This is a genomic window from Dawidia soli, assembly GCF_018598185.1.
Classification (GTDB): Bacteria; Bacteroidota; Bacteroidia; order Cytophagales; family Cyclobacteriaceae; genus Ohtaekwangia; species Ohtaekwangia soli.
The window spans coordinates 105,616-119,156 of the sequence record NZ_JAHESC010000013.1; the positions used below are offsets into that span (position 1 = coordinate 105,616).

General features: G+C 56.1%; 11 protein-coding genes. 9 read left to right on the top strand and 2 right to left on the bottom strand.

Annotation, left to right across the window (positions count from 1 at the left end; translation table 11 throughout):
- The first annotated feature begins 8 nt into the window (after positions 1 to 8).
- The 6 genes from KK078_RS10990 to KK078_RS11015 all read left to right on the top strand — a co-directional run bounded on the left by KK078_RS10990 (position 9) and on the right by KK078_RS11015 (position 6,852).
- Positions 9 to 1,646: a RagB/SusD family nutrient uptake outer membrane protein gene (locus tag KK078_RS10990; RefSeq protein WP_254090322.1), complete on the top strand. Its 1,638-nt coding sequence runs from the start codon at positions 9 to 11 to the stop codon at positions 1,644 to 1,646.
- Positions 1,647 to 1,662: 16 nt separating this feature from the next.
- Positions 1,663 to 2,826 carry a SusE domain-containing protein gene (locus KK078_RS10995; protein WP_254090323.1) on the top strand — a complete coding sequence of 388 codons (1,164 nt, stop codon included), beginning with the start codon at positions 1,663 to 1,665 and terminating at the stop codon, positions 2,824 to 2,826.
- Positions 2,827 to 2,859: 33 nt separating this feature from the next.
- Positions 2,860 to 4,050 (top strand): glycoside hydrolase family 76 protein, encoded by a 1,191-nt coding sequence (locus KK078_RS11000; protein ID WP_254090324.1) that lies wholly within the window; start codon positions 2,860 to 2,862, stop codon positions 4,048 to 4,050.
- 295 nt (positions 4,051 to 4,345) lie between these two features.
- Entirely contained in the window at positions 4,346 to 4,747 is a 402-nt protein-coding gene (locus KK078_RS11005) for a ribosomal maturation YjgA family protein (protein WP_254090325.1), read from the top strand.
- A 42-nt stretch (positions 4,748 to 4,789) separates the two neighbouring features.
- On the top strand, positions 4,790 to 5,560 hold the full coding sequence (locus KK078_RS11010) for an oxygenase MpaB family protein (protein WP_254090354.1): 771 nt from the start codon (positions 4,790 to 4,792) through the stop codon (positions 5,558 to 5,560).
- 236 nt (positions 5,561 to 5,796) lie between these two features.
- Entirely contained in the window at positions 5,797 to 6,852 is a 1,056-nt protein-coding gene (locus tag KK078_RS11015) for a DUF5018 domain-containing protein (protein WP_254090326.1), read from the top strand.
- A gap of 107 nt (positions 6,853 to 6,959) precedes the next feature.
- Here the strand turns inward: KK078_RS11015 and KK078_RS11020 are convergent, their stop codons facing one another.
- The gene (locus tag KK078_RS11020) at positions 6,960 to 7,646 is read right to left on the bottom strand and encodes a DUF542 domain-containing protein (protein ID WP_254090327.1); all 687 of its coding nucleotides are present in this window, start codon (positions 7,644 to 7,646) and stop codon (positions 6,960 to 6,962) included.
- 166 nt (positions 7,647 to 7,812) lie between these two features.
- Between KK078_RS11020 and KK078_RS11025 the strand changes: the two genes are divergently transcribed.
- Positions 7,813 to 9,663: a glycyl radical enzyme family protein gene (locus KK078_RS11025; RefSeq protein WP_254090328.1), complete on the top strand. Its 1,851-nt coding sequence runs from the start codon at positions 7,813 to 7,815 to the stop codon at positions 9,661 to 9,663.
- 146 nt (positions 9,664 to 9,809) lie between these two features.
- On the opposite strand, the gene KK078_RS11030 is transcribed toward KK078_RS11025, so the two are convergent.
- Positions 9,810 to 11,606: a nitronate monooxygenase family protein gene (locus KK078_RS11030; RefSeq protein WP_254090329.1), complete on the bottom strand. Its 1,797-nt coding sequence runs from the start codon at positions 11,604 to 11,606 to the stop codon at positions 9,810 to 9,812.
- A gap of 152 nt (positions 11,607 to 11,758) precedes the next feature.
- Here KK078_RS11030 and KK078_RS11035 point away from each other — a divergent pair, with 152 nt between their 5' ends.
- Together KK078_RS11035 and KK078_RS11040 are read left to right on the top strand one after the other, a co-directional pair.
- Positions 11,759 to 12,943, top strand: a complete 1,185-nt coding sequence (locus KK078_RS11035; protein WP_254090330.1) for a hypothetical protein — start codon at positions 11,759 to 11,761, stop codon at positions 12,941 to 12,943.
- A 112-nt stretch (positions 12,944 to 13,055) separates the two neighbouring features.
- The gene (locus tag KK078_RS11040) at positions 13,056 to 13,526 is read left to right on the top strand and encodes a c-type cytochrome (RefSeq protein ID WP_254090331.1); all 471 of its coding nucleotides are present in this window, start codon (positions 13,056 to 13,058) and stop codon (positions 13,524 to 13,526) included.
- The last annotated feature ends 15 nt before the right edge of the window (positions 13,527 to 13,541 follow it).

Here is a 13,541-nt window from a genome sequence, read left to right on the forward strand (position 1 = left end):
TCGAACGCATGAGACTCAAAAACATGAAACCGAGCATCAACTACCTGTCACGGTGCCTGACCGCCTGCATCTTTTTGCTGGCCGGATGCGTCGAGCTCGACGTGGTGCCCACCAATAAATTTACCGACGACACCTATTGGTCGTCTGTAGAGAAAGCCTCGTCCTTGCTTAGCATGGGCTATCGCCAGATGAACGACGTCGGGCGGATTTTCCGCGACGAGCGGCTTAGCGACAACCTCTATAACAGCTACGGCAACGACGACGTGCGCGTCACCGCCAACGGACAGGCAAACACCTCTACGGCCATGTTCGACAATTACTGGGGCGATATGTACGGCGGTATAAAAACCACGCACACCTTCCTGGCCAATGTCGACCGCGTGGAAGGCATGGATGAAGCCCTCCGGAATCGCATGAAGGCGGAAGCCCGCTTCATTCGTGCGTTCCTGTTCTTCCAGCTCACGAACTGGTATGGCGATGTCCCCTTCTTTACCGAAGACATCACCCTGGAGATTGCCACCACCATCTCGCCGACGCCGCAGACTACCATCGTAGACTTTATCCACAGCGAGCTGGAAGAAGTTGCCGAAATCCTTCCCACCAGCTATGGCCCAGGCGACAAGGGTAGAATTACCGCCGGCGCAGCGATGGCCTTCAACGCCCGCGTGGCCCTGAACTTCAACGACTGGGAGCGTGTAAAGACGTATACCGACAAGCTCATCAACAGCACCCAATACGGCACGTACACGCTCTTCCCAAGCTATGAGGGCATCTTCCACTTCGCCAACCAGTATAATTCCGAGATCATCCTCGATATACAATATGCGCCGGAAGTGCGTACCTGGAGTGAGATTTCCACCTACGTTCCCTTCAGCCTGACGGGTGTACAGTATATCCAGGCCAGCCCCACGCAGGACCTGGTGGACACCTACCTCATGAAAGACGGCACGAAATGGGATGAAAGCAAAGACCCGTACGCCGATCGCGACCCGCGCCTGGACATGACCATCTATCGCCACGGTAGCCCTATTAACCGCAGAGACATCCCAGACAGCGTCTATAACGTAAACGTCGATCCGAATGACCCCGACAACGACACCAACGATAAGATCGGCCGGGAAAACGGCACGCAAACGGGCTACTTCTACCGCAAGTTCTATGACCCCAACCCGGCAGCCTGGACCGGTGGCACGTCGTGGAACTGCAACATCAACTTTGTCGTGCTGCGCTTTGCCGACGTGCTGCTGATGCATGCCGAAGCGATGAACGAGCTGGACCAAATGGATGCCGCCGTGTGGGATAAAACCATAAAGCCCCTCCGCGAACGCGCCGGCTTTGACAACACCGCCCTCGCACGCGATTTTCCCGGCGGTGGCAAAGACGCCCTTCGCGCCATTATCCGCGACGAGCGTCGCGTAGAGCTGGCGTTGGAAGGTACCCGCGTCTATGACATCCGCCGCTGGCGCATTGCCGAGACCGTCATGAATGCGCCCCGTCGCGGAGCGAAATTCGATCTGAGCACCGGCTCGCTGAAGTATTATGAATACCGAAACAACACCTTCAACGAGAACCGCGACTACCTGTGGGCCATTCCACGCCAACAGTGGCTGATCAATAAGAACCTGGGACAAAATGATGGATACTAACATTAACCGAACAAACATGAACACGCTCTATAAAAACATACTGGCCTCTGCCACGCTGCTCGTCCTGATCATGACCGTGCTGATCGGCTGTAAAGACGATGAAGGTTCCTTCAACGATGTAACCGTCACGTCCGTCGAGCAATTTTACGAACCCGCCGACGACAAACACATAACACTGCAATCTGCCGGCAGTACCTATTTCGAGTGGGAGAAAGCCACTGCGGCCGACAACAGCATCGTGTATTACGATGTACTGTTCGATAAAGCCGACGGCGATTTCACCAACCCGGTCTACGTTGTCAGCTCGGATAACAAAGGCACCTCGACCGGCGCCACCGTTACGCACAAAACGCTCAACAAGATTGCCATGATGGCCGGCATCGAGCTGGCCGAAGAAGGCGCCTTGAAATGGACGGTGCGCTCGAGCCGCGGCCTGAATTTTAACCTTGCCAACGAAAGCCGCAGCATCGCGGTCATTCGCATCAACAGCGTCGACGACCTGGAAGGCGGAACCCTGTATATCACAGGCGCAGGATCGGAAGATGGCCAACAGGTAAAAGCAAGCGGTGCGATCGGCGAGTACGATATCTACACGAAACTCGAAGCGGACAAACCGTACTACTTCTACTCCACGATGGGCAGCAGTCAGCGAACCTTTGTTATCAACCCGGACGAAACATCGTTCAAAGAGACACTGGAAACACCCGAGGGCGCTACCGTAAGCGAAACCGGCGTATACCACATTCACCTCGACTTCGGCGCGGCCGCCGCTACCGTCGAAAAGATCGACAAAGCCGAGATCGTGGTAAGCTGGACACAGCGTCGCACCGCCTTTACGTATAAAGAAAAAGGCGTATGGGAATTAATAGATTACAACGTCCAGCTGGCCGCAGCGCCCTGGGGCTTTGACGAACGCTACAAGATCGTCTTCACGATGGCCAACGGCAGCGAACAACACTGGGGACAAAAAGGCCCGCACTTCGACGACAGACCGTCCATCAACCGGCCCGGCTATCGCGACATGGCGCCGACGGAAGGCGGCCAGTGGGGTGGTTCACAATTCAAGTTCCCAAGCGAGCTGGCCGACGGCACCGACCTGGACAAGTACACCGTCGACGTGACCATGTCCCTGACGGCCGACAAGAACTATACGCACGATTTTACCAACGTACGGCCGTAACAGGCGCCAGTATAACGCTTAAAGCTTTTAAACATGAAGAAACTATTTCTAGAAACACTCTGCGTGGCGCTGCTGCTCATCGCGTGTGATTCGTACGAAGACGAATATATACCGGTGAACAAGTTCCCCACGTTTGCCTGGCAACCTGCTGCCGACAGCAGCACCAGCGCATTCGTGAGCCGCTACTTCAATTCCACGTACCACGTCTTCAACAATACCTACGACGGCCAGATTACCTGGAACGACTACTGGCCGGAAGCGCACGGCCTGGACGTTTTAGTCGATGCCTACGCTCGCACCAGCGACGATGTCTATAAACAAGCGATCTACGACTTCTACGAAGGTGTGCGCGAAAAAAACTGGTATAGCGACAACTGGAAGAACGAATATTACGACGACATGGGCTGGCACGGGTTGGCTCACCTCCGCGCATTCGAAGCCACGGGCGACGTTCGCTACGAAGAGTCCGCACGTAATCTGTGGCACTGGATCACCGAAGGCTGGACCGAATTCGACGGCGGCGGCATTAAATGGCGCGACACCGACGACGAGGAAGGCAACTCCAAAGGCATTCCGGCCAACGGCCCCGCGGCCATCATCGCGGCCCGCCGCTACCAGAAGTATCCCGACGAAGTCGTTGACGGCCTGAACAATCTACAATGGGCGCAGCGCATCTACGACTGGATGAAATACAACCGCACCGTCCTGGCCACAGGCCGCGTCTACGAGAGATTCAACGACACCAACGGCGATTACTCCTACGATGTGGGCACCTTCATCGGCGCCGCCCTCGAACTGTACAATATCACGAAGGAACGGGTATACCTCAACGACGCCATCAAAGTCGCAAACTACCACATCGGCGCGAACATCAACACCAACAATCGTGTTATGACCGACTTTGGCGAGCAGTCCGGCAACGGCGGTGGCCACGACGTGAACCTGTTCAAAGGCATCTTCGTGCGCTACTTCACCCTGCTGATCCAGCACCCCGATCTGCCCGAAACAGCCCAAAACCGGTACATCTCGTTCCTGAAAAACAACGCCAACTATTTGTGGGCCTACGGCACCGACAAATCCGCCGGCATAAAATTCAGCTACTCCTGGTGGGAAACCCCGACCGGCGACACCAAGTGGGGCGACCTCCGCTCCGCCATCAGCGGCGCCACCACCATCGAAGCCATGGCCCGTCTCGAGAAGGAAGGCTACTTCACCAAAGAATAGAAGTACACGATAAAACGCGCGAGCGTAAGAGCGAGTGTGAACGCGAAAGCGAACACACTCGCTCTTTTTTTTAAGCCACCACGACATCCACGAGATCCACACACCCGATTGGACGAAGCGTTAAGATCAACCGCATAGGCGTTGCCTGCCCATCGTTCAATTCACCCTCAATTTCACCCGAAATGGATCATTTTACTTTTAATTTAAAAGTTCTTCACTATTTTGAAACCAATAAAAAAAGAATCCCGTTACGATCTGGTAACCAACGACGACAAAGTCCGGCAACAAAACACGCATGCTCACATTCAACAAACGATACGGTGCGCTCGCCCTGGTAATTCTGCTTATCGAATTTCTCATCGCGGGCTACGTCCATGACGCCCTCATCCGTCCCTATCTCGGTGACGTCCTGGTGGTCATTCTCCTCTACTGCTTTGTAAGAACGTTCCTCAGCACGCCGGTCCTTCCAACGGCTATCGGAGTCTTGTTATTTTCATACTTTGTAGAGCTTCTTCAGTACCTCAGGATTGTCGAAGTGTTGGGCCTGGGTAAATCAACGATCGCCCGCATAGTCATCGGTACGTTATTCTCCTGGCTCGACATCCTCTGCTATACCGCCGGCATCGCCGTTGTCCTGGCGGTAGAAAAATATGGACGCAAAAAAACGCTCCGCATACGCCCCGCAATAAACAGCTGAATCATGGTGGCACGAATCAACCCGATACCCCATTCCGGAACGATGGAGTACTTCGTAGACGAGCACTCCGTCGTGCGAACCATCTGGGGCAAGAGCGACACGATCCTGTTGATATTTGCCGGCGCCGCCGCCGAGTTCGCACTCAACAAAGCCGTGGACTGGCTATACTTCACCGGACGCCTCCCCGCCGATCCCCTGGGCCGACTATTCTCCACCGTGGGGTATGCGCAAACCATCGTCTTCGCCGAAAAACAAACCGCCCTGCGTGCCGTCGACGCCATGGCAAAGATCCACGCCGAAGTGGAGAACAAACGCGGCACAAAGATACCCGACTCGGCGTACCGCGACGTATTGTTCATGCTCATCGATTATTCCATCCGGTCGTTCGAGGTGCTCGAACGCACATTGACCCTGGCCGAAAAACGCGAAGTATTCGACGTCTTCCACCGCATGGGCACGCGGCTCGGCGTACAGGGATTACCCGACACGCTCGAAACCTGGCAATACATGCGCCATGCGCACGTACTCGAAAACATGCAACGCTCGCACTACACAACAGATCTGTTTCAACAATACCGAAAACACCTCGGCGCCATACGTTATAAAATCCTCCTCGAAGCACAGACCCTCGTCGCACCCGAGCGCGTGCGCGAGCTTCTCGCCTTCCGGAAAACCTCCCTGTTACACCCCGTGGTGATTGCCTACAAGATCAGCCGCGCCATCCGCCTGGACGGCCTGATGAAAGCCCTGATCCTTCCCGCGAAGTATAAAAAAGAAATCGAAGCACTGGACCATACACGAACTGCACGCTAAGCACTCACGGCCGGCGACAACTACCTACTATATCGAGCGGCCCTGAAAGTCACCGCTGACTTCGCTGCCCGGACAACCTAACCCGCCCCGGGGGCCGATCCCTGGTCGCCTGCCGTAAAATACGTGTACGAGTGATATTTCCGGTTCTTCCGCAAAGAGAAAAAACACGCGTACTTTCACGCCAAAAGATCGCTTTTTAAGGTACCTTAGAGGTGCTACTTCAACCCAGCAACGTAATGTACCTACACAGAACGCTCCTTTATCTTGCCATACCGGCGGTGGTTGCCGTAATCAGCATCCGATGTTCCGATGACGACACGCCCCCGAAAGATCCGGAGCAGGAAAGTTCCGAAAAAAACATCACTTCGTTTAAGTTCCCGGGTCTCACGCCGGTTGTTACGGCTGCGATCAACGCCGACGAAAAAACCATCGCCGCGACCGTGCCGGCCGGAACCGATGTAACAGCACTCGTTCCCACCATCGAAGTATCAAAAGACGCCAGTGTTTCGCCGGCTTCCGGTATAGCACAGGACTTTACTGCGCCCGTTACCTACACGGTAACGGCGGAAGACGACAGTAAACAAACCTACACGGTAAACATTACGGTAGAACAAGAAATTATGTGCTATCCATCGGAGCTGCCGGAAGTCTTTTACTATCGCACGATGTACCTTACCTACAACACCGACAATACCGTCGCCAGCATTACCTATACGGAAGAAGGAGTCGATTTACATTCCCGCACGGAGTTCGAGTATACCAACGGCAAGCACAGTCGTATCGACTATTTCCACGACGACGTCCTGGTCAGATACATCACCATAACCTATAATACCGATGCAATTATCGTCACGCGCTACCCTCAGAACAACGGCTTCGAAGCGGACCAATACTACATCTATTACCTTGACGGCGACCGCGTCACGAGCTATGGCCGGCACTCTTTGAAAGACGGAGATTCACGCACAGACTCCGCCGTGTTTACCTACACAAACGACAATATCACGCAGGTGGACGGCTATTCAACCGGTGAGGAAGTGGTCTGGTCCGAGACGATGGAATATGACGACAAACCCAACCCATACGCACAAGTAGGCTTCACGGGCTGGGACTACGAATACATGAACCCGTACTCGCTTAGCAAAAACAACGTCACGGTCTTTATCTACAACGACTGGGAGTTTGAAAACGTCACCGAGACAGCTGCCTATACCTACAACGAAGAAGGACTTCCGCTGACTCGAAGCTTTGACGGAGCCGCCGCCACGACATTTGCGTACGATTGTCGATAGCCTTACAAAAGAGACTGTCTCAAAAAGAAGGTTCCTTTTTTGCGAGATCGGTTTAAACGCCCGGTCTGCCTGCGAACGTAAAAAAATCGCACATCGTAACGCACAGACTAAACACACCCCTGTGATGCTTTCAGCTTCGGAAACAACACATTATTCTCCAAATGCAACCGGTGCGTCAGCGTCTTATCCAACCCCTGCAGCATTACTCCCGCCAGCGCCACACTCGGCGACGACAGCTCCTGCATCGAATAATTCCCCGTCAGACACCGCAGTGCGTGGATGAGGTCCGCCAGGTATAAATGCTCCTTTTCCATCTTCGCCAACCCGGCGCGCACCGCGGGCCGCCCCCTACCCTTGACGTTATTCCGCAAAGGCTTCAGCAACAGTTCCTCTTCTGCATGTGTATGCCGCCGGCAAGCCGCACACAAGCTCGTAAAACACGCATGGATCGCCGAGATCTTCGGCTCCTCTGCCTTACTACACTCCTTCAACACCTGGTTGAGCACTTCTTGTAACATCACCAGTTCCGTATTCAGAACATCCGCATGGTTCAGGATCAGGTCGGAAAGAAAGTCCGCCGCACATCCATCCCACGTCTGCTTCCAGCGGCTATCGGCGGGGGCTGCCGCCACGATCTCGCGCCACAGCACCGCGGCGTCCAGATCTTTTTCCTGGCAAGCCTCGATAAACGGCGTCGCGCCGCGGCAGTAATAGTCCACATTGTACCGGTCCAGGATCTCTACCGCGTGCGGGAAGAAAACCACGACATCATATACCGTCGCCACCAGGTTCATAGCTATATAGTTTTATATGAGACGGACGCAAAAATAGCTCACGGCTACAGATCATTCTTATGATTTATATCACATCCCCGCATGTATGACTCAAATCATGCCGCCTGCGCATCACCTCGTTTATATTTGACACCATCGCTATCGTTAAACTAAAACAAACAAGCCTATGCAATTAAATCAGCGCATCCTGAGTGACCTGATCATCCACATGAAATACGCGCGGTACGTTCACGCCCTGCAACGACGGGAGCTGTGGCCCGAGATCTGCGAGCGTTATGCCACCATGCTCATCGAGCGCTATCCGGCCCTGCAGGAAGAGATCCGCGCGCAGATGCAGTTTGTACTCGATAAAAAAGTACTGCCTTCCATGCGCGCCATGCAGTTTGCCGGCACGGCCATCGAACGCAACAACAGCCGCATCTACAACTGTGCCTATCTGCCCGTAGACGACATCCGCGCATTTTCGGAAGCCATGTTCCTGCTGCTCGGCGGCACGGGGGTAGGCTTCTCCGTGCAACGCGAGCACATCGAAAATCTACCGGCCGTTCAAAAAGCGCCGAAGCGAAAACGCTTTCTCGTCGGCGACAGCCTCGAAGGCTGGGCCGATAGCGTCAAGGTATTGCTGAAAGGTTATTTCGGTCTGAGCGCGTATCTGCCCGACTTCGACTACTCCGACATCCGCCCGAAAGGCGCACGCCTCGTGACCGCCGGCGGCAAGGCCCCCGGCCCCGAGCCGTTGAAGATCTGCATCGCCCGCCTCTCCGCCATGCTCGACGGCAAACGCGACGGTGAACGGCTCTCGTCGCTGGAGTGCCACGACATGATGTGCCACATCGCCAACGCCGTGCTGGCGGGTGGCATCCGGCGGTCGGCCATGATCTCCCTGTTCTCGTATGACGATGAGGAAATGCTCACCTGCAAGTTCGGGAACTGGTGGGAGCTGAACGAGCAACGCGGCCGCGCCAACAACTCCGTCGTACTTCCCCGCGACACCACCACCCGCGAACAGTTCTTCGCCCTCTGGCAAAAGATCGAATTGTCGGGCGCGGGCGAACCCGGTTTCTACTTCACCAACAATGCCGACTGGGGCACCAATCCCTGTTGTGAGATCGCGCTACGGCCCTTCCAGTTCTGCAACCTCTGCGAGGTCAACGCATCGGACATCGAAAGCCAGGAAGACCTCAACCAACGGGCGGGCGCAGCGTCGTTCTTCGGCACGCTGCAGGCCGGCTTCACCAACTTCCACTACCTGCGCGAAGTATGGAAGACCACGACCGAGAACGAAGCCCTCATCGGCGTCGGCATGACGGGCATCGCCAGCGGCGAAGTCTTTAAATACGATTTACAGGAGGCCGCCGAGGTCGTGAAGCGCGTCAACATGCGCACCTCCGGTAAGATCGGCATCCAGTTCGCCGCCCGGTGTACAACGGTCAAGCCCTCGGGCACCTCATCGATCGTGCTGGGTACATCGTCCGGCATCCACGCCTGGCACAACGACTACTATCTGCGGCGCGTACGCATCGGCAAGAACGAAGCGCTCTACGACTACCTCAAAGACAACCACCCTGAATTACTCGAAGACGACCTGCTCAACTCCAGACAAGGCATCATCCGCATTCCGCAACAGGCGCCGGCAGGTTCCATCCTGCGTACCGAAAGTGCGCTCGACCTGCTGGAGCGGATCAAAAAATTCAACACCGAGTGGGTGCGCAACGGCTACCGCAACGGCAGCAACGCCAACAACGTATCGGCCACCGTCAGCATCCCCGACGGCGACTGGGAAAAAGTAGGCGAATGGATGTGGCAGAACAAAGCTTCCTACAACGGCCTCAGCGTCCTTCCCTACCACAACGGCAACTACAAACAAGCCCCCTTCGAAGACATCCCCGCCGCCGAATTCACCCGCCTCGAAGGCACCCTCAAAGACCTCGACCTCTCCCGCGTCTTCGAACCCGACGACCTCACCGACCTCCAATCCGAAGCCGCCTGCGCCGGCGGCGCGTGCGCAATCGTGTGAGAGCAAAAATAGAGTGAGTGTGAGCGCGAATAGTATGGGGTGAGGGGTAGTAGGGGCGCAGCCCCTGCATGCACACATCTGGCGCAAGTTTGAGCGAAGCGGAAACTTGTGCCTGAACGGTAGGCAGTTTATAACTGCCTACCGTATCACGCACACACAACCTCCAACCTCCTCACCAATTCCCCGATCTCCACCTCACACCGCGTCAGCTGCTCATTAAAAACTCCCGCCTCCACGGTAATCCCCTCGCTCATCTCCCGGTAATACCCGATCCCCTTCAAAAGGTTCTGACTGAAATGCAGCAGGTCCTTCGCGACTTTCCCATCCATCTCCGTCAACGCCAATACCTGTTCCTCCAGGTACTTGATATTCAAGAGCAATTCTTTGATAAACATATGCGGTCTGTTTTTTATACCGATCAAATCTCCACGGCCATATATATGGTCCGTCATTTCCACCAGCGACGCCACCCGGCTGAAGTAGGCTATATTCGGTCCGGGGCACACCGTCACCGCCTCGAGCTTCTTGAACGGCGGCAGCCCGTAACGATGGATCGCCGAATTGCTCAGCCCGATGCACAGGCACTCCTTGCTGATGACCTCGTGATACCGCTTGATATACTGTTCCTGCGGCAACCCGAGCGAACGCAGCTGTTCGATCTTCTTTTTCTGGTACGCATGCGACGCCGTACAGATCGGCTCCGTCGTAAACTCCGTGTTCGAGATCAGGTGCTTCTCCGTACACGGACTACCCGGCCGCCCCTGCGTCACGCGCAGTAGTCTTTCCCGTTGGCCCGACGTTCCCTTCAGGTAATTGAACCGCACCCCCAGCGGCGAAGCATCACTCAGGATCACATCCTCCTCGCGCGCGGCGCCGAGCAGCTGCAACGTCTCGTCGTCCACCGTCGTCGCCTCGGGGCACAACAGAAAAGGCGTACCCCAGCCCACGCTCGCCAGCGCATAGTGCGCCGCCAGGAACGTCGCCTCCTCGCACGTGCCGACACCGCCCTGCGCCGTGATGCGCAGCGGATGCGGGGCATCAAAGACCGGCAAGCCCTTCGCCACCGCGGCCGGTTGATACAACGCATGCAGCGACGCCACCAGCTCGGCCCGTTTGGTCTTAAACTCTTCCAGGATCGGCCCCAGCAACGTACCGTCTGTAGCAAACGCGTGGCCGCCGCAGTTGAGCCCCGATTCGATCCGGAACTCGCTCACCCAGATTCCTTTCTTCGCCAGGTATTTACCCTGCACCAGGGCCGAGCGATAGTCGCTGACCTTGATGATCACCTCCTTGCCGAACACACCATGATCCAGCGGATGAAACGCCTCCAGCTTTTCCAGGTAGTTGAACAGCCGCGGGTTCAACCCCGCCGAAAAAACCACCGCCGAGTTTTCCAGTACACTGCTCGCATACCCGCGTAGCGCCGCCAGCGCATCCGATGCATCGGGCAGCACGCTGCCGTCTTTCGCATGGTGATTCCGGTCTACCTTCGTCATGATGTTCACATCGATCCGGCCCGGGCGGATCTGGCTGCGCAGGTATTTCTCCAGCGTTTCCTTTTCGCGCCGGTCGACCGACTTTGTCATGTGCTCATAGATCCCCCGCAGGGGGTTCCCCTCCGGCAGCATTTCGAAATACTTCGAGAGCTCGGAGCCCGTAGTGAACACCGCGCTGCGCAGCTTCCGGATCTGCCCGTGCACCAGGTCGTGCACCAGGTTCAGGTAATCGGCGATGCGCCGGGCCCGGTAGTCGGGCTCATGCTGTGTTATCGCGAAGAATGGCCGGCCGGCCTGCTGGTAATAATGTTTGCGCATGGCTTCGATCAGGTTGTCTTCGATGATCGAGATCACCGAGTCGATGCCATACCGGGCTACCTTCACAGGCGTATCGACTGTAAAGGCCAATCCCATTACCGGAATATGAAAGTTGTGTAGTGCTTGCATGGAGCTTGTTTACATAAAAGAACGCCGAAAGAAACAACGTTCGCCGGCAACGCGGTATGACCAAAATCACAGTCACCGATACCTGACAAAAATCAGCCGCGCGCCTGATCCTTGCCACACATTCCCCGCCGGCATCGAGCGACCTTCGTTACATGAGCTCTCTCTACAAAGTCCCGCTCCTCCTGCTGTTCGTCGGCGCCTGCATGGGCCTGTTCCTGCGGTACCAGCTCATCGCTCCCACGCAGGCCGTCAACTTCACCTATGTGCTGCACGGACATTCGCACGTCATGTTCCTGGGCTGGGTCTTTAATGTGCTCTACCTCGCGTTCGTATCGCAATTCACCGCCGGCCAGCGCATCTTCCGCATCCTGTTCTGGATCCTGCAGGTCAGCGTCGCCGGCATGCTGGTCTCCTTTCCGCTGCAGGGCTACGGGCTGTATTCCATTGTTTTTACCACGCTGCATACCTTCGGCGCCTATGTCTTTATCGCCTGCTTCCTGTTCCACACGCGCACCCGCTCGTCGCTGGCGATAACGCTGGCCCGCACCGCCCTGCTGCTTTTTGTCGTATCTTCGTTCGGTCCGTTCTACCTCGGCTACCTCAATGCCACCGGACTTGGACATTCCAATCTATACCGCTTCGCCATTTACTTCTATCTGCACTTTCAATACAACGGATTCTTTTTCTTCGGCGTGCTCACGCTGCTCCTCCAGGCCGTCGAGCCTGCCCTCACCCCCGCGGGCCGCACGCGCGTCCGGCGGGGCATGTATATAGCATGGGGCACCAGTGTACTCACCTATCCGCTCAGCATCCTGTGGGCCTCGCCCGGTATGGGCTATAACATCGTGGGGTTTGTCGCCGCCGTCGTGCAAGTCCTCGCGCTGCTTTGTTTCATCACGCCCGTAAAGATCTTCCTATCGCAACTGACCGATCGCAGTGCCCGCCTGCTCGTGGTGCTGAGCGCCGCTGCCCTGGTGTTTAAGTGTATACTGCAGATCCTTTCCGCCCATCCGGCGCTCGCGCTGTTTGCCAACGAATACCGCGCCGTCGTGATCGCCTACCTGCACCTGGTCTTGTTGGGATGCATCTCCTTCTTCCTCGTGGGCTGGCTGATCTATAAAGACCTGCTGCCCGCCGGCATCGGCCGTCCCGTCAAAGCGATGATCATCGGTTTTATCGGTTCGGAGATAGTACTCGGCATCATGCCCTGGTCCGCCGCCGTCTTTCGTGTCGAGCCCATGCTGCTGCACAAAGGGATCTTCGTGCTCTCGATACCGCTGACCATCGGCATGGCAGGCATCACCTATCGCGGCACGATCGGCACGCGACGCATCTGATGTAAATCACCCGGCACATATGATTCGAATCATACGGAAACAACAGCCCCCGAAATACTTTAGTATCCGAATAAAGGGCCAAACCATTATTCAACTATACAACCAAAATACTATGAAAAAGGTAATTCCAGTTCTCGTCGTCAGCCTGCTGGCGGCGGCCTGCGCACCCGACAAACCGAAGCAGCAGGAAAAAGATGCGTACGACAGCTACGAAACCGCCGAGCCGCTCAAGAACGATCACGACGGCAAGGGCATCGGTCAGGTCAAAGACGTCACGCTCAACACACCCCTCGAGCAAGAGCGGGTCGGTCGCGGCAAAGCCATCTATGAAATGAAGTGCTCGGCCTGCCACCAGCTCACCGACCAGCGCGTCGTCGGCCCGGGCTGGAAGGATGTCACCACCCGCCGCAAACCCGAGTGGATCATGAACATGGTCACCAACGTAGACGTCATGCTCGACCAGGACGCCGAAGCGCAAAAGCTGCTGGAGCTCTGCTTAACGCGCATGCCCAACCAGAACGTCAGCATCGGCGATGCCCGCGACATACTCGAGTTCATGCGCCAGAACGACGGAGAAAAATAACACGTAACGCCACAC